At 70.1% G+C, this 17,218-nt stretch carries 14 protein-coding genes; 9 read left to right on the plus strand and 5 right to left on the minus strand.

The window, feature by feature from the left end; genetic code table 11:
• Window positions 1-6: 6 nt before the first annotated feature.
• The 6 genes from CJ010_RS19180 to CJ010_RS19205 all read left to right on the plus strand — a co-directional run bounded on the left by CJ010_RS19180 (window position 7) and on the right by CJ010_RS19205 (window position 5,983).
• A complete protein-coding gene (locus CJ010_RS19180; RefSeq protein WP_141019535.1) occupies window positions 7-681 on the plus strand; it encodes a histidine phosphatase family protein in 675 nt (224 codons plus the stop codon).
• Between the two features lie 165 nt (window positions 682-846).
• Entirely contained in the window at window positions 847-1,647 is an 801-nt protein-coding gene (locus CJ010_RS19185; RefSeq protein WP_141019536.1) for a CbbQ/NirQ/NorQ/GpvN family protein, read from the plus strand.
• A 16-nt stretch (window positions 1,648-1,663) separates the two neighbouring features.
• Complete coding sequence (locus tag CJ010_RS19190; protein ID WP_141019537.1) at window positions 1,664-2,068, plus strand: hypothetical protein; 405 nt, start codon at window positions 1,664-1,666, stop codon at window positions 2,066-2,068.
• On the plus strand, window positions 2,061-3,077 hold the full coding sequence (locus CJ010_RS19195; RefSeq protein ID WP_141019538.1) for a 4Fe-4S binding protein: 1,017 nt from the start codon (window positions 2,061-2,063) through the stop codon (window positions 3,075-3,077). Before CJ010_RS19190 ends, CJ010_RS19195 begins: the two co-directional genes overlap by 8 nt.
• Before the next feature lie 3 nt (window positions 3,078-3,080).
• Window positions 3,081-5,210, plus strand: coding sequence for a nitric oxide reductase activation protein NorD (locus tag CJ010_RS19200; RefSeq protein WP_141019539.1), 2,130 nt, complete (start codon window positions 3,081-3,083; stop codon window positions 5,208-5,210).
• Between the two features lie 2 nt (window positions 5,211-5,212).
• Complete coding sequence (locus CJ010_RS19205) at window positions 5,213-5,983, plus strand: Crp/Fnr family transcriptional regulator (RefSeq protein WP_205754823.1); 771 nt, start codon at window positions 5,213-5,215, stop codon at window positions 5,981-5,983.
• Between the two features lie 32 nt (window positions 5,984-6,015).
• On the opposite strand, the gene CJ010_RS25645 is transcribed toward CJ010_RS19205, so the two are convergent.
• Both CJ010_RS25645 and ccoG read right to left on the minus strand, forming a co-directional pair.
• A complete protein-coding gene (locus tag CJ010_RS25645) occupies window positions 6,016-7,134 on the minus strand; it encodes a methyl-accepting chemotaxis protein (RefSeq protein ID WP_141019540.1) in 1,119 nt (372 codons plus the stop codon).
• A 37-nt stretch (window positions 7,135-7,171) separates the two neighbouring features.
• Window positions 7,172-8,578: a cytochrome c oxidase accessory protein CcoG gene (gene ccoG, locus CJ010_RS19215; RefSeq protein WP_141019541.1), complete on the minus strand. Its 1,407-nt coding sequence runs from the start codon at window positions 8,576-8,578 to the stop codon at window positions 7,172-7,174.
• A 147-nt stretch (window positions 8,579-8,725) separates the two neighbouring features.
• Here ccoG and CJ010_RS19220 point away from each other — a divergent pair, with 147 nt between their 5' ends.
• Window positions 8,726-9,181, plus strand: a complete 456-nt coding sequence (locus CJ010_RS19220; protein ID WP_141019542.1) for an Rrf2 family transcriptional regulator — start codon at window positions 8,726-8,728, stop codon at window positions 9,179-9,181.
• Between the two features lie 7 nt (window positions 9,182-9,188).
• Here CJ010_RS19220 and CJ010_RS19225 read toward each other — a convergent pair whose 3' ends face one another.
• Entirely contained in the window at window positions 9,189-10,361 is a 1,173-nt protein-coding gene (locus CJ010_RS19225) for an HPP family protein (protein ID WP_141019543.1), read from the minus strand.
• A gap of 313 nt (window positions 10,362-10,674) precedes the next feature.
• Here CJ010_RS19225 and CJ010_RS19230 point away from each other — a divergent pair, with 313 nt between their 5' ends.
• A complete protein-coding gene (locus CJ010_RS19230; protein WP_141019544.1) occupies window positions 10,675-11,076 on the plus strand; it encodes a cytochrome c5 family protein in 402 nt (133 codons plus the stop codon).
• Between the two features lie 26 nt (window positions 11,077-11,102).
• Here the strand turns inward: CJ010_RS19230 and norR are convergent, their stop codons facing one another.
• Window positions 11,103-12,644: a nitric oxide reductase transcriptional regulator NorR gene (gene norR / locus CJ010_RS19235; RefSeq protein ID WP_141019545.1), complete on the minus strand. Its 1,542-nt coding sequence runs from the start codon at window positions 12,642-12,644 to the stop codon at window positions 11,103-11,105.
• 177 nt (window positions 12,645-12,821) lie between these two features.
• On the opposite strand from norR, the gene hmpA reads away from it, so the two are divergent.
• The gene (gene hmpA / locus CJ010_RS19240) at window positions 12,822-14,003 is read left to right on the plus strand and encodes an NO-inducible flavohemoprotein (protein ID WP_141019546.1); all 1,182 of its coding nucleotides are present in this window, start codon (window positions 12,822-12,824) and stop codon (window positions 14,001-14,003) included.
• Window positions 14,004-14,041: 38 nt separating this feature from the next.
• Here hmpA and CJ010_RS19245 read toward each other — a convergent pair whose 3' ends face one another.
• A complete protein-coding gene (locus CJ010_RS19245) occupies window positions 14,042-17,062 on the minus strand; it encodes an ATP-binding protein (protein WP_141019547.1) in 3,021 nt (1,006 codons plus the stop codon).
• Window positions 17,063-17,218 lie beyond the last annotated feature (156 nt).

Here is a 17,218-nt window from a genome sequence, read left to right on the forward strand (position 1 = left end):
AGCGCCATGAAAACGCCGGCGCAGCACGCGATCCCCGCATCCACGCTGCACTGGCTCGCCACCGTGCCGGCCGACCGCCCGGTGGCGCTGCTGTTGCGCCACTCGGTGCGCGACGAACTGCCGCCCGGCGACCTCGGCTACGCCCATCCGCTCACGCCGGTCGGCGCCCGCCTGGCCGGCGAATTCGGTGCGGCCCTGCGTGGCCGGCTGCACACCCTGCACAGCAGCCCGCTGCAGCGCTGCCTGCATACCGCCGAACAGCTGCGCGCGGCCGCCGCGGACACGCTCGCCATCGTCGAGGACCGCATGCTGGGCGACCCCGGCGCCTACGTGCTGGATGCGCAGCTCGCCGGCGAGAACTGGCTGCGCCTGGGCAGCGAAGGCATCATGGCCCACCTCGCCGAGCGCGCCGACACCCTGCCCGGCACCCGCCACCCCGACGAAGGCGCCCGCCGGCTGGTGCGCCACATGCTCGACACCGCCGGCGAACGGGCCGGGCTGCACGTCTTCGTCAGCCACGACATCCTGGTCGCGGTCACCGCGGCACGCTACCTCGGCGCCCCGACCGAAGCGGAACGCTGGCCGCGCTACCTGGAAGGCGCCTTCTTCTGGCGCGACGCCGGCGGGCTGCACGCGGCCTACCGCGAGCATCACCGCGGCGGCTTCGACGACGCCCCCTGAGCCTGGCCCGCCGGCAGCCCCGCCAGCCCCATCCGGCGCCGGTGGGGCGGCGATGTCCCCTTGAGGCGGACAAGTTTCGTGGCCGGCCGCAGCGGCATGCATTGCGCCGGCCGAACTTGTCCCGAATCAAGGCCATCGCCCGCCCGTCTTCCTAGACTCGCGGGCATGAAGAACGATCTCCCCGCCCTCGACCTCCCCTATTACCAGCCCGCCGGCAACGAGGTGGCGGTGTTCGAGCATGCCTGGAAGAACCGTCTGCCGCTGCTCATCAAGGGTCCGACCGGCTGCGGCAAGACGCGCTTTGTCGCCCACATGGCGGCGCGCCTCGGCCTGCCGCTCTACACCGTGGCCTGCCACGACGATCTCACCGCCGCCGACCTGGTCGGCCGCCACCTGATCGGCAACGGCGAAACCGTGTGGTGCGACGGCCCGCTCACCCGCGCGGTGCGCGAAGGCGGCATCTGCTACCTCGACGAGGTGGTCGAAGCGCGCAAGGACACCACGGTGGTGCTGCATCCACTCGCCGACGACCGCCGCCTGCTGCCGATAGACCGCACCGGCGAACTGCTGCAGGCGCCGCCCGCCTTCATGCTGGTGGTGTCCTACAACCCCGGCTACCAGAACCTGATGAAGGGCATGAAGCCTTCCACCCGCCAGCGCTTCGTCAGCCTGCGTTTCGACTTCCCCGCGCCCGCGCGCGAAGAGGCGGTGCTGGTCGGCGAAACCGGCTGCGACACCGACCTCGCCCGCCGCCTGGTCGGCATCGCCGGCGCGCTGCGCGCGCTCAAGGACCGCGACCTGGAGGAAGCCGCCAGCACCCGGCTGCTGGTCTATGCGGCGCTGCTGGTGAAGGATGGCATGGACGCGGTGGAGGCCTGCCGCGTCGCCATCGTCGACAGCCTGACCGACGACATCGAGATCGCCGCCGCGCTGATGGACGTGGTCGCGGCCAGCTTCGGCCGATGACCCGGGCGCCGACGCCATGATCGAACGCCCCGACCCGCTCAAGACGGTGATGCCCGGCCCACCGCTGGCGATCGCCGCCGAAGCGCTGTTCATCATCAACCTGATGCTGCTGCCGGGTCTCGCCTTCGTGCTGCTGGTGCTGCTGTGGCTGCGCCACCGCGACCACGCCGATCCGCTGGTGCGCAACCACCTGCGCCAGACGGTGGTGACCTGCCTGTGGGGCGGCAGCCTGCTGGTGGTGCTGAGCGTGGCGATCTTTGCCATCGGCGGGCTCGACAACCCGTGGACCTGGGTGATAGGCGTGCTTTATTTCACCTTCGTGCATACCAGCCTGATCCTGCTCGGGGTGATGGGCCTGGCACGCGCGATCAACGGCCGCAGCTGGCGCTATCCGCTGGTGGGCCCCCGCCGCGATGACTGAACTTTCCTCCCCTGCTCCCAAGCCGGCGCGCCGGGTGATACCGATCGCCCGTACCGACACCGCGCCAACGCCCAATCTGCAGCGCCGCCGCCTCGCCTTCCAGGCCGGCTTCTTCCTGCTCTTCGTGCTGGCGCCGGTGTTCGACCTGTTCCGCTACGACCTCGCCGCCGGCCACGCCTGGCTGCTCGGCTTCGAGTGGCGGCTGGGGCTGGACGACTTCCTCGCCGGCCGTATCGGTGCCGGGCAGGCGGCGGCCAACGTACTGCTGCGCCTCTTCCTGCCGCTCTTCGGCGGCGCCGCGCTCTTCCTGTGGGTGGCGTGGAAATGGGGCCGGCTTTACTGCGGCTGGCTGTGCCCGCACTTCTCGGTGGTCGAGACCATCAATTCGCTCATGCTGCGCGCCACCGGCAAGCACAGCGTGTGGGAACGCAAGCCGATCACGCCCTGGCTGCCGGACGGCAGCAAGCGCCGCATCGACGCGCGCTGGTGGCTGGTGGTGATGCCGGCGGCGGTCGGCTTCGCCTTCACCTGGGCGGTGGTCTTCCTCACCTATCTGCTGCCGCCGGCCGAGGTCTACCCGGCGCTGCTCCACGGCGAACTCGGCCGCAATCCGGGCATCTTCCTCGCCGCCGCGACCACCGTGCTGTCGCTGGAATTCCTCTTCGCCCGCCACCTGTTCTGCCGCTACGCCTGCGCGGTCGGCATGTTCCAGAGCCTGACCTGGATGGGCAACCGCAAGGCCATGGTGGTCGGCTTCGAGCGCGCCCGCGCCGCCGACTGCGCGAGTTGCCTGCCGGAAAAGCAGTCCGCCTGCGACGCGGTATGCCCGATGCGGCTGACGCCGCGCAACATCAAGCGCCACATGTTCACCTGCACCCAGTGCGCGCAGTGCATCGACGCCTGCGCCCAGACCCAGGCCGACAATCCGCAGGGCCCGCTGCTGCAGTGGGTGAGCGGCGAGGCCGCGCGCCAGAACGAAGCCGGCTTCCGCGCCGGGCGGGAGCGCTAAGCGATGGAGGAGGTCGTCGGCAAGCTCTGGCACCGCCTCGTCACCCGCGCCGCCGGCGGCAGCCATCCGGAAGCGGCGGTGACGCTGAAGGAAGTGGAGCGCCGCGTCGGCGTGGTGTTCCGGGCGCTCGGCGGCGACGGTGGCCTGCGGGTCGCCGCGGCAACCGAGGACGAGCACGGTGCGCGACGGAGCTGGCTCGCGCGCGTCGCCGGCAGCGGCGAGAAGATCGCGCGCGCGCGGCTGGACGAGAACACGCTGCGGCTGCCGCCGAAGATCGAGGTGTTCACGGATGCGGGGCTGAATCGGGATTTGTATGTGTGGCTGGGGGCGCTGGCGGGGGCTTGGGTGGAGGCGGGGAGGCTGCATCCTCACTCAACAACCCCTATTCAGTATCAGCAGGTTCAAGCCTCGCAACCATTGTCGTCAGCCCAGGGATACTCGGCCGCTCAGCGAGCGCCGGTTTTCCCCCTCCCCTTCAAGGGGAGGGTTGGGGTGGGGATGGGGTTAGGCTCCCACGCAAGCTCCAACCCCATCCCCCTCCTAGCCAATAGTCTCGGCTTCGCCTCACCGCTCCGCAGGCGGCGAGCAGTGCTCGCCGAAACCCCTGCTACGCCCCCCTTGAAGGGGGAGGAGCAAGACCAACTCCACCTCAACCAACTCGCCACCCTCCACCTCCTCACCCGCTGGCCCGGCCTCGCCGCCAGTTACCGGCGCCTGGTCACCGCCACCCTGGCCCTACGCCCCGACCCGTCCCGGCTCCCGCCCGCCGAGGCGGAGCGCGAGCGGGCCCTGCGGCGTGCCCTGATCCAGCCCGGCGCCGTCGACCGCCTCCCCGATGTCCCGCCCGGCACCCCCGCCGCTTACCCGGTGCTGCTGTGGCTGGCGCCGTCGCCGGCCGCCACCACCGACACCGCAGCGGCCGCCCGCCAGCACACCGACAACCAAGCCGCCGCCACCTCTGCCGCGGACGACACCGAACGCCGCGCCCATCGCGCCGAACGCGTCGATGCCCCTCAGCAGAAGCACGGTCTGCTGATGCTGTTCCGCGCCGAGAGCCTGTTGTCGGTGGCGGAGTTCATCAAGTTCGACCGCAGCACCGACGACGATCCCGACCGCGACGCTGCCTCGGCCGCGGCCGGCCTCGACCACCTCTCGCTCGCACGCGACGGCGAGCGCGTTGCCTCCAGGGTGCGTTTCGACCTCGACCTGCCCTCGGCGGCCGAGGATGACGTGGTGCTCGGCGACGGCATCGCGCTGCCGGAATGGGACTACCGCAAGAACCTGCTGCGCGAGGACCATGTGCGCCTGCTCGAACTCGCCGCCAACCCGGCCGATCCGCGCGCCGCGCCGGCGCCGCTGCCGCCGCGCTTGCGTCGCGGGGCGCGCCGGCTGCAGCAGCAGTTTGCCGCGCTGCAACCGGCGCGACGCTGGATCAAGGCGCAGGCCGACGGCAGCGAACTCGATGTGGACGCCGCGGTGCGCGCCGCCACCGACCGCGCCTGCGGCCGCCATCCTTCGGATCAGCTGTGGCTGTCGCTGGAGCGGCGCGAGCGCGATCTCGCCTGCCTGGCGCTGGCCGACCTGTCGCTGTCGACCGACAGCTGGGTATCGAGCGAGGCGCGCGTCATCGACGTGATCCGCGACAGCCTGCTGCTGTTCGGCGAGGCCCTGGCCGCCACCGGCGACCGTTTCGCGCTATGCGGCTTCTCGTCGGTCAAGCGCAGCCAGGTGCGCTTCCATCGCCTCAAGGATTTCGGCGAGCGCTTCGACGACCGCATCCGCGGCCGGGTGATGGCGATCAAGCCGGGCTACTACACCCGCCTGGGCGCCGCCATCCGCCATGCCACCGCGCTGCTCGAACCGCAGCCGGCGCAGCGCCGGGTGCTGCTCATCCTGTCCGATGGCAAACCCAACGACCTCGACCTCTACGAGGGCCGCTACGGCATCGAGGACACCCGCATGGCGGTGGTGGAAGCCCGCCGCCGCGGCGTGCTGCCCTTCTGCGTCACCATCGACCGCGAAGGCGCCGACTACCTGCCCCACCTGTTCGGCCCGGCCGGCTACGCGGTGATCCGCAAGCCGGAGGAACTCCCCGCCCGGCTGCCGATGTTCTACGCCCAGCTCACGAGGTAACCATGCTGCACGAGATGCCGCCCTGCCTGTCGCAAGCGGACGCCGAAACCCGCCTGCCCGAGCCGACCGCCGCGCTCGACATCCCGACCGAACGCATCTGCCAGCTGCTGGCCACCGCGCCGCTGTTCGAAGGCCTGGCCCAGGGCGAAATCGCCCGCTTCGCCCGCGGCGTGCGCGAACTCAAGGTGGCGCGCGGCGAAATCCTGTTCCACCGCGGTGACGCCTGCAGCGGCTTTCACCTCATCCTGTCCGGCCAGATCAAGCTCGCCTTCCTGTCGGCGGCGGGCAACGAGAAGGTGGTGGAAATCCTGCGCCCCGGCCAGAGCTTCGGCGAGGCGGTGATGTTCATGGACAAGCCCTACGTCGTGATGGCGCAGGCGCTGGCCGACTGCAGCCTGCTGCACATCGCCAAACAGGTGGTGTTCGAGGAGATGGCACGCGACCCGCTGTTCTGCCGCAAGATCATCGCCGGCCTGTCGCGCCGGCTGCACCATCTGATGGCCGACGTCGAAAGCTACTCGCTGCGCTCCGGGCGCGACCGCATCGTCGGCTACCTGCTGCGCGAGGAAGGCCTGGACGACGACACGCCCGCCAGCGGCCGGGTGTCGATCCGCCTGCCGACCAGCAAGGGCACCATCGCCTCGCGCCTCAACCTGACCCAGGAACACTTCTCGCGCATCCTGCACGAGCTGATCGACGCCGGCCTGATCGAAGTCGAAGGCCGCACCATCCACGTGCCGGACATCGCCCGGCTGCGCGCCAGCCTGGATTGAGCCCCGGCGGCTCACGCCACCGGGCACGGACTTCAGCCGCGCGCGCGTAGCGCGCCGCCGACCGGCTGCGCCAGCATCTCCGCCATGCCGGCCATCACTTCCAGGTTGGCCTCCTCCATCGCTGCCAGCGCCGCCAGCGCGGCGGCCGCCTCGCCGGCATAGTGCAGTTCGAGCGCGCGGCGGGCGTGCTCGTGCACCGCGCGGTGCGGTTTCTCCAACGCCGCATAGCCCGGCAGCCGCGCATAGCGGGCCTTGCCTTCGCCGTCGTAATACCACTGGCCGAGCCGGCAGGCGGTCTCGTCGGGCAGCGCGTCGGGGCGCAGTGTGGAGAGCCCGAGGAACACCTTGTACACCTCCAGCTTGAGGCTCAGCTCCTCGATATTGGCCAGCTCCACGTTGGCGAGCAGGGCCGAGGCCGCAGCCGAGCGCTCCACCCCGCGCGACAGGCCGATCAGGTGCTGCATGCTGAGGGTGGCTTCCTCGCTGTCGTGCGAGAAGCGCTCGACGTCCTGCGCGCCGAGCTGCATCACCGCGCGCGCCGCTTCTGTCTCGCCCTGTATGGTGGCGACCAGCGCGCCGATCTCGCTGGTCGCCTTGCCGGTGCGCTCGGCGAGCTTGCGCACCTCGTCGGCCACCACCGCGAAGCCGCGTCCCGCCTCGCCAGCGCGTGCCGCCTCGATGGCGGCATTGAGCGCCAGCAGATTGGTCTGGTCGGCCACTTCACGGATCAGCTGGACGATGCGGTCGATCTCGGTGGCACGCCGGTGCAGGCCTTCGACATTGGTCGAAGCCGTGCCGATCTTGCCCACCATCAACCGCAGATTGCCGGCGATGCGTTCGAAGGCCAGCCGGCTGGCGTCGGCATGGGCCGCCGCCTCCACCGCACTGCGCTTGTCGTCGTTGAGCGCGGTCACCAGGCCGAGGAAGGAGCGCCCCACCCCGGCGAGCGATTCGCCGAAGGTGCCAAGGTTGCGGAACACGCCATCCAGCGTGGTGCGCTCGCCCTCGCCTGCGGCCACGCACCCGGCGAGCGCGTCGCGCTCGGCCTCCACCGCCTCCAGCCGGGCGCGCAGCACGGCATTCTCTTCGGCCAGCGCATCGCGCTTTTGCTCGGCCTCGCGCAGGGCGCGGCCACCTCGGGTCAGGAACATTGCGGCTCTCCGCTCGATTCGGGTTGGGTCAGGCGCCTCACGGCATCCAGAACTTGGCTTCCTCGCTCACCGTCACCGCCGGGTCGGCGGTGTCGGCCACGGTGAAGCGGATGGCGTGCGATCCGCCCGCCGCGGCGCCAGCCTCCACCCGCACCTGCGCGGTGGCCGCGGCGGTGGAGGCTGGCGGCACGCTCACCCGCAGCGGTTCGGCCAGATGGATGCCCTCCAGCCCGTCCACGCTCACCGCATAGACACGCGGCTGCTCGCTGGCATTGATGAGCTGCAGGCGGAACGCGTTCTCGATGGAACCGTCGGCGGCTTCGCTGGCCAGCGCGGCGCGGTCGCGCTGGATGTCCACCTTGAGCGGCACCCGCGTCGCCAGCGACCACACCGTCGCGCCGAGCGCAGCGAGGAACACCGCGCTGTAGACCAGCACCCGCGGCCGTATCGTGCGGCGCAGGATCTGCGCACGCGAGCTGTGCTGCTTGACCGCGTTCTCGGTGGAGTAGCGGATCAGCCCGCGCGGGTAGTTCATCTTGTCCATCACCTGGTCGCAGGCGTCGATGCAGGCGGCACAGCCTATGCATTCCAGCTGCAGGCCCTTGCGGATGTCGATGCCGGTGGGGCACACCTGCACGCACATGCTGCAGTCGATGCAGTCGCCCAGCCCTTTCCCGCGCGCGTCGTCCTTCTTCGCACGGCCGCCGCGCGGTTCGCCGCGTTCCTCGTCGTAGGCGACGATCAGGGTATCCGGGTCGAACATCACGAACTGGAACTGGGCGTAGGGGCAGATGTACTTGCACATCTGCTCGCGCATGAAGCCGGCATTGCCGTAGGTGGCGGCGCCGTAGAACAACACCCAGAAAGTCTCCCAGCCGCTGAGCGACACCTTGAGCGCCACATCGGCCAGCTCGCGGACGGGCGTGAAGTAGCCGACGAAGGTGAAACCGGTCCACAAGGCCACCAGCAGCCAGACCGCATGCTTGGCGGTCTTGAGGCCGAGCTTGCGCGGGGTCCATGGCGCGGCGTCGAGCTTCATCCGTTTGGCGCGGTCGCCTTCGATGGTCTTCTCTATCCACAGGAAGATCTCGGTATAGACCGTCTGCGGACAGGTGTAGCCGCACCACACCCGCCCGGCCACCGTGGTGAACAGGAACAGCGCCAGCGCCGAGAGCACCAGCAGCACTGCCAGGTAGATGGTGTCCTGCGGCCACAGGACGAAATCGAACACGTAGAAACGGCGCGCGTCGAGGTCGAACAGCACCGCCTGCCGGCCGTTCCAGGGCAGCCAGCAGAGGCCGTAGAAGACGATCTGCGTCAGCCAGGCGAAGACCCAGCGCCAGCGCTGGAAAATGCCGCCGATCCAGCGCGGATAGACCTTGGGTTCTGAAGCAAACAGGGGCTGGATGTTGATGACGCGCTGGCTTTTTTGCTGCTCGGACATGGAGAATCGCCGCAGGAAACGGTGGACGGGAAGAGCCGTTGCCAGCGGCGTTACCGGCGCGCATAAGCTGCATTTCCTATGCAGCTTTCAGACTACCAGCGCGGCAGGCCATAATCAATATGTTCCATACACCTTAAGGGCCGCGTCATGCGCCTGAGCACCTTTTCCGACTACTGCCTGCGGGTGCTGATGTATCTCGCCGAGCATACCGACCGCCTCAGCACCATAGGCGAGATCGCCCGCGCGCACTCGATCTCCGAGAACCACCTGACCAAGGTGGTGCACCAGCTCGGCCGCGCCGGCTACGTCGAAACCCTGCGCGGCAAGGGCGGCGGCATGCGGCTGGCGCGGCCGCCGCGCGATATCGTGCTGGGCGCAGTCCTGCGCCAGACCGAGACCGACTTCGCGCTGGTCGAGTGCTTCGGCAGCGAATCGCACTGCTACATGGACGACGCCTGCCAGTTGCAGGCGGTGCTGGGCGAGGCCCTGGCGGCGATGTTCCGCGTGCTGGACGCCTACACCCTGGCCGATTTGCTGCACCGGCCCGAGGGTTCGACACGGGTGCTCGCCTTCACGCCGCGTCCTGCAGCCGGCAACGCCTGACTGCGACTCAACCCGGCGCAGCCAGCCTGCCCTGGTAGAGCTCGCCGATCAGGTCGCGCGGCGCGACGATGCCGGTGAGGCGCCCCTCCCCGTCGACGATGGGAATGTGGCTGTGGCCGGCGCCGCCGAGCAGCGCGATCAGCTCGACCACCGGCGTGTTTTCGGTCGCGGTCTGGGCCGGCGCCGTCATGATCTGGCCGACGACCTCCGCCTTGTCGGCGTGCGTGCGGCCGCTGCGCCGGATGAAGCGGCGCAGCCGTTCGTCGAAGCCGCGATAGCCGCCGAGATCGGCATGGCGCATGAAATCCGCCTGGGTCAGTATGCCGACCACCCGGCGCGCACGGTCCACCACCGGCAGCGCCTTGACCCGGTGGCGGCGCATCAGCGCCCAGGCATCTTCCAGCAAGGTGCCGTATTCCACCGCGATCACCGCGCGCGTCATCATGTCAGCGCAATGCACCGTACCGAAGCGGCGGCGGTAGGCGTGCGCCTCGGCCCGCATGAAGAGGTCGCGCAGGTCCTCGCGGCTGATGTCCAGGACCTGGTTGTACTCGTCCAGCACCGCGTCGAGGTCTTCCTCCGACACCCGCCGGGGGATGGGCGGGCCGACCGGTTCCGGCGCAGCGGCGGCGATCACCGCCTTCTTCTGCGGATACTCGCGGCCGGTGGCGCGGTTGTAGATCATCGCCAGCGTCAGCAGGCAGAGCGAATTCAGCAGCACCGGATAGAGCGCGAAACCGTAGCCCATGGCGTGGATGGCCGGGCCCCCGACCACCGCGGTAAGCGCCACCGCCCCCGCCGGCGGATGGATGCAGCGCAGCACGAACATCAGGCCGATGGCCACCGACACGGCCGTCGCCGCGGCGATCGTCGGGTCGTGAAAACCGTGCGCGCAGGTCACCCCGACGCAGGCCGCCAGCAGATTGCCGCCCAGCATGGCCCAGGGCTGCGCCAGCGGGCTGGCCGGCACCGCGAACAGCAATACGGCCGAGGCGCCCATCGGGGCGATCACCCAGGGCAGCGCCGCGTCGGCATCGACGAAGAGGCGGCCGAGCAGCGCGGTGGCAAGGATGCCGAGCAGCGCACCGAACGCCGCGCGCAGGCGCTCGCGGCCGTTGACGCGCTGCTGGTCGGGCAGAAAACCGGAAAGGAAGACGAGGACGGGAGCGGGGGCTTTCAATCGGGGCAACCTGGTGGGGAACAGGACGGAAGGACGCGGGCCGCGCCGTTGCAGCCGGGAATCGCAGTCGCTCGGCGACACGCGCAGGGCGTCCGCGGCATGCGCCACATGCGCATTGGAGCGCAGGCGCGGCAGCCGCGGATATGACGCCGATCAAGCCCGCGGAACGCCTCGTTGCGCCGCGGGGGGCCAATTTTGACCCGAATCAAGCACTTTTCGCACGCGGTTTCGTAGCATGGCTCCAGCTCGACGCCAGCCCCGAACGTATCGGGCCGACGCGATCCCCCCGATCATCAGAGAAACGGAGTCCTCCATGAAACGCAGCCTGCTCGCCGCCGCCCTCCTTACCAGCCTGCTCGCCGCCTGTGGCCAGCAGGAAAGCAGCCCGCCGGCCAGCCCGGCCCCGGCAGCCCCGACCGCCGCCGCTCCCGCACCGGCCCCTGCGCCTGCGGTGGCGCAGAACACCACAGGCGAGAGCGTCTACAAGAAGGTGTGCGCCATGTGCCACGCTGCCGGCGTCGCCGGCGCACCCAAGCCGGGCGACAAGGCCGACTGGGGCCCGCGCATCGCCCAGGGCAAGGACACGCTGTACAAGCATGCGCTCGAAGGCTTCACCGGCCAGAAGGGCATGATGCCGGCGCGCGGCGGCGCGGCCACGCTGACCGACGACGAGGTCAAGTCGGCGGTGGACTACCTCGTTTCCAAATCGGAGTAACAAGCCGGCACCGCGCGGCGCCGGGCTCAGCGCAGTCCGAGCCGCTTCGCCAGCCGGAGCAGGTTGGCGCGGTCGATGCCGAGTTCGCGTGCGGCCGCCGCCCAGTTGTCGCCCTGGCGGGCGAGGCTGGCGGCGACCATGCTGCGCTGCAGCTGCTCGACCGCGACGCGCAGTTCGGTCGGCCCCGTCGTGGCCGCGGTGTGGCCGGCCGCCTCCTCCACCTTCGCCGCCAGCGGCAGTTCCAGGTCGGCCGCACCCAGGTTGAGGATGCGCGGCCGTTCGGCCTGGGCGGCGAGCGCCTTGAGCGCCGCGCGGCCGATCAGGTGTTCGAGCTCGCGCACATTGCCGGGCCAGTCGTAGGCCAGCAGCGCCGCCTGCGCATCGGCCGCCAGCCGGATGCCGCGCAGGCCGAGCCGGGCGCGGTTCTGTTCAAGGAAGAAGCCGGCCAGCGACAGCACGTCGCGGCCGCGTTCGCGCAGCGGCGGCACCCGCAGCGGATAGACGCAGAGGCGGTGATAGAGGTCGGCGCGGAAACGCCCGCTGCGCACCTCGTCGGCAAGGTCGCGGTTGGTGGCGGCGATCACCCTCACATCCACCGTCTGCTCCTGGTCCGACCCCAGCCGCTGCAATTGGCCGCCCTGCAGCACCCGCAGCAGCTTGGCCTGGGCCGGCAGCGGCAGCTCGCCGACCTCGTCGAGGAAGAGCGTACCGCCATCGGCCAGCGCGAACTTGCCGCGGCGGTCGCTGACGGCGCCGGAGAAGGCGCCGCGCACATGGCCGAAGAGTTCGCTTTCCACCAGGTTTTCCGGCAGCGCCGCACAGTTCACGCTCACCAGCACCCGCCCCGCGCGCGGCGAATGGGCGTGGATGGCTTGCGCTACCAGTTCCTTGCCGACCCCGGTTTCGCCGTTGACGAGTACGGTGAGATCGCTGTCGCCCACCACCGCGATCTCCTTCTGCAGCCGGCGGAAGACGGCGCTGTGGCCGATCAGCTGGTGCGCCGGCGCCTGCCCCGCCGCCTGGCGATAGATTTCGGCGCGGGCCCTGGCGTCGGCCTCGCTGCGGGCGAGTGCGTCGATGCGCTGGGCCGCGCGCACCGTGGCGGCGGCCAGGCTGGCGAAGTTCTCCAGCATTTCCAGGTCGGCGTCGGCGAAGCGGCGCGGATCGAGCGCATCCAGCGTCAGCAGACCCCAGGGCCGGCCATCGAGAAAGAGCGGGCAGCCGAGGCAGTCGTGCACCTCGAGCTGTGCGCCCTGCACCAGGCCGTCATAGGGATCGGGCAGCGGCGAATCCGCAGCGAAGCGGGTCGGCCCATCGCCGCCGAGCAAGGCGGCGAAGCGCGGATGATCGGCCACCCGGAAACGCCGGCCCAGGGTATCCGGGCTGAGACCGTTGATCGCCAGTGGTAGCAGGGTGTCGCCCTCCAGGCGCAGCAAGGCGGTGGCGTCGCAGGGCAGCAGCGTGCGCAGTGCCTCCAGCAGGCGGCGGTAGCGTTCCTGTTCGGGTAGCTCGCGAGCCAGGTCGTCTACCAGCGGGATCAGCGTGAACAGCAGCGGATTTGTTGTCATATCGACACTTAAAGAGTTATTTCGACAACGCTGCAGCGCTGTCAGATTGACTCCTTCACTTTTCAAGCAACTGATCTTACGGGTTTTTCATCCTGGCACGAAACCTGATCTACATCGCCTTCGCGCATTGCCGCCCAAGGCGGTGCGTCCTACAAGCGAAAATCCCCAGGAGAGACCATGCTGAGCCAGCAACACCGCGACATCATCAAGGCCACCGTACCGCTGCTCGAAACCGGCGGCGAGGCGCTCACCAAGCACTTCTACGGCATCATGCTGAACGAGTTCCCGCAGGTGCGCCCGCTGTTCAACCAAGCGCACCAGGCCAGCGGCGACCAACCCCGCGCGCTCGCCAACGGCGTGCTGATGTACGCCAAGCACATCGACCGGCTCGACGCGCTCGGCCCGCTGGTCGGCCAGATCGTGCACAAGCACGTGTCGCTGCAGGTGCTGCCGGAGCACTACCCCATCGTCGGCAGCTGCCTGCTGCGCGCGATCCGCGAAGTGCTCGGCGCCGAAATCGCCACCGACGCCGTGATCGAAGCCTGGGCGGCGGCCTACGGCCAGCTCGCCGACCTGCTGATCGGCGCAGAGGAAGCCGTCTACGCGGAACACGCCGCGGCCGACGGCGGCTGGCGCGGCGAGCGCGCATTCCGCGTCGCCCGCAAGGAGCGCGAGAGCGAGGAGATCACCTCCTTCTACCTCGTGCCGGCGGACGGCAAGCCGGTCCTGCGCCACCAGCCGGGCGAGTACATCGGCATCAGACTGAACATCGGCGGCGACGAAATGCGCCGCAACTACTCGCTGTCGGCGGCGCCCAATGGCATCGATTACCGCATCAGCGTCAAACGCGAGGCCGGCGGCAAGGTGTCCGGCCACCTGCACGACGCGGTGAACGAAGGCGACGTGCTGGCGCTCTATCCGCCCACCGGCGACTTCAAGCTGAAGGACGGCGACCGTCCGCTGGCGCTGATCACCGCCGGGGTCGGCATCACGCCGACGCTGCCGATGCTGGAAGCCGCGCTGGCCGGCGGCCGCGAAGTGCACTTCATCCACTGCGCCCGCCACGGCGGCGTGCACGCCTTCCGCGACTGGGTGGACGCGCTCGCCGAGCGCCACCCGGCGCTCAAGCGCTTCTACTGCTACAGCGAACCGCGCCGTGGCGACCAGGCGCATGGCGAGGGTTTCCTCACCCGCGAGCAGCTGCGCGACTGGCTGCCCGACCCGGCCGTGCTGGATGCCTACTTCCTCGGCCCCAAGCCCTTCATGGCGCTGGTGAAGAAGCACCTGGCGGCGCTCGGCGTGCCGGCCGAACGGACGCACTACGAGTTCTTCGGCCCGGCAGCGGCGTTGGACGCCTGAGCGTTCCGGCCCGGCGGAGGCAGCGCCGGTATCGTGCGTCAGCGCCAGGCGGCGCTGGCGTCGACCACCTCGGCAATCTGACCGGCGACGGCGGCAAACCGGGCATCCAGCGCCGTCTCGCCGCGGTCGATCGCGCCTTCCAGCGCGCGCGCCGACTCCATCAGCTCCAGCGCGCACAGGAAGCCGGCGTTGCTGGCCAGGGTGTGCATGCGCCGGGCCGCCTTGTCGCGCTGGCCCGCGGCCAGCTCGCGCCGCGCGCATTCGGCAGCGTCGGCATTGTCCTCGACGAACATCTCCAGCAGGCTGAGGAACATGGCGCGGTCGCCGCCGAGACGCTGCACGGCGCGGTCGCGATCGATGCCGGCGATGTGCGGGAAAACGTCGGCATCATCGGCTGCTGCCACGGCGGGCTGCGCCGGTTCCGCGCATCCGGCGTCGGCCACCGCGCATTGTGCCGCGGTGGCGACTGCCTCCGTCCGCGGGCGGACCCACCCCGCCAGCAGCACCGCCATCTCGTCCAGATCCATCGGTTTGGCAAGCACGTCGTTCGCGCCCGCCGCACGCGCTGCCGCCTGCTGTTCGTCGCGCACGCCGGCGGTGAAGGCAATGACGGGCAGGTCGAGCAGACCAAGCTCGCTGCGTATCAGCCGGGTCGCGGTCAGGCCGTCCATCACCGGCATCTGCACGTCCATCAGCACCGCGTCGTAACGCGTGGCGTCGGTCTTGAGCAGTTGGACCGCCTGCTGGCCGTCGGCCGCCAGCGTGGCGGTGGCGCCCTCCAGCTTGAGCGCGCGCGCCACCAGGTCCCGGTTCATGGCGCTGTCGTCCACCACCAGCAGGTGTGCGCCCGACAGGCGCGGACCGGATGGTGCTGAACGCACCGCCGCGACCGGCTGCTCGCCTTCGGCCGCGCGCTGCAAGGGCAGTTCGAACCAGAAGGTGCTGCCCTCGCCCGGCTTGCTGTCGACGCCGATCTCGCCCCCCATCAGCTCCACCAGGCGCTTGCAGATGGACAGGCCCAGACCGGTACCGCCGAAACTGCGGGCAATGCCGGCGTCGGCCTGGGCAAAGGGCAGGAACAGCCGGGCCCTGACCGCGGGGGCAATGCCGATGCCGGTGTCGCGCACCTCGATGCGCAAACGCAGTGCGGACTCGCCGGCCGGCTGCAGGCGGACGGACACCGTCACCGTACCCTGCCCGGTGAACTTGATGGCGTTGCCGGTGAGGTTGAACAGCACCTGTTCCAGCCGCAGCCCGTCGCCGAGCAGCAGGCCGCTCGGCAGCGGCGAGGCTTCCTCGATGCGCAGCACCAGTCCCTTGGCCCTGGCCGCCTGGCCCATCAGGCTGTCGAGATTGGCGAGCAGGCCGCCGAGGTCGAAGGGCCGGATTTCGAGGCGCAACTGGCCGGCCTCGATCTTGGAAAGGTCGAGCACGTCATTGAGGATGGCAAGCAGCGACTGGCCCGCGCTGCGTATGCGTTCGACCATCTCGCGCTGATTCGCGGCCAGCGGTTCGCGCTCCAGCACCTGGGCGAGACCGAGCACCGCATTCATCGGCGTGCGGATCTCGTGGCTCATGTGCGCGAGGAATTCGCTCTTGGCGGCGTTGGCGGCTTCGGCGGCGTCGTAAGCCTGGCGCAGCTGCTCCTCCATCTGCCGGCGCGCGGTGATGTCCTCGACGATGAAGAGATAGCGCGGCGCCTCCTCGGCCTCGACCTGGACCGGGGCGCAGGTCAGGCTGGCCCACACCACCGTGCCGTCGAGCCGCAGGTAGCGCTTGTTGATGCGGTAGCCAGCCAGCGTGCCGGCGTTCAGGCGGGCAATGTGGTCGCGGCTGTCGTCGACGTCGTCGGGATGGGTCAGGCTCAGCGGATCGAGCCCGACCAGCCTGTCGGGCGTGTAGCCGACGATGTCGGCGTAGCGCCAGTTGGCCTCGGTGATGCAGCCGCTGTGCGCATCGAGCAGCACGATGCCCAGCGGCGCCTGCTCGAAGATGACGCGGAAGCGGGCTTCGGCCGCCCGCTGGGCCTGCAGCGTGGCCAGCTCCTGGCGCTGGCGGCTGCGACGCCACAGCAGGTAACCCGCCGAATAGACCAGCAGCAGGCCCAGCCCCATGACCAGGCCGGTGGCCCAGGCCATCGACCGGATACCGGCATAGGCCTCGACTTCGTCGATCTCGGCCAGCATCAGCCAGGGCGTTCCGGCGACCGGCGACGCGTAGGCAAGTACCGGCACGCCGCGATAGTCGCGCCCGCCGGAAAGGATGCCGAGTTCGCCTTGCGCGGCGCGCGCGGCGGGCAGATCGGGCGCATCCAGCGGACGGGTCAGCGACAGCGCAGCATCCTGCAGATGGCGTAGCGGCGTGAGGAAGCGCACCCCTTCGCCGTCGCGCCGGACGAGATAGGTCTCGGCGCTGCGGGTCGGCACCGGCCACGACTCGACCAGCGGATACAGGGCGCGGTCGGCCCGCCAACTGAGGTAAGCCACCCCCTGCGGCGGCGCGCCCGCGCTGCCGATGGGCGCCAGTACGCCGTAATGCGCCACGCCCCGTGCGTCACGGTGCAGATCGACCAATTCGACGCGCGGCCTGCGCAGCACGTCGCGGATCAGGGCGGCATGCTGGCTGATGTCCGCCTCGCCGACCACCACCGCCGGGCGCCCTTCGCTGTCGATCACCGCCAGCCCGCCCCAGCCGCGTGTCCGCGTGAGCTTGTCCATGAGGAAGCGCATCCGCTCCAGCAGGGCCGCGTCGCGCCGGCCACCGCTCAGCCACTGGCCGAACAGCGTTTCGAGCTGGGTATGGCGGGCAAAGAACAGCTCGGCGTCGGCACTCGTCTCGGCGAGCGCGTCTTCGATCAGTTGCCGCTTCTGCTCCGCGATCGCTACCAGCGTGCGATGGGTCTCGCGGCGGATCTCCTCGCTCAGGTAGCGATAGCCGACCACCCCTGTCACCCCCATCAGCAAGGACACGGCAAGCAGCGGCAGCACGAAGCGCAGCCATTGCGGACGTAGATCGCCGGCGGATTTCGCCGATGGACGGAGGGCGGTGCTGGTGGCCATGCTCGCGGCTGCGGTCCGGCACGCATGCCGGATTGGACGGGGGTTCGAAAAGGACGAAAATAGATCGGCTGCCGCGCGCTTTCCCGCTGCGGCACAGGCGGAAGCGGTCCGCGATGGGACCGCCAGCGCCGCTGAATCGAAACGAGCAGACAGCGT

Origin of the sequence: Azoarcus sp. DD4, from assembly GCF_006496635.1 — a bacterium.
Classification (GTDB): domain Bacteria; phylum Pseudomonadota; class Gammaproteobacteria; order Burkholderiales; family Rhodocyclaceae; genus Azoarcus.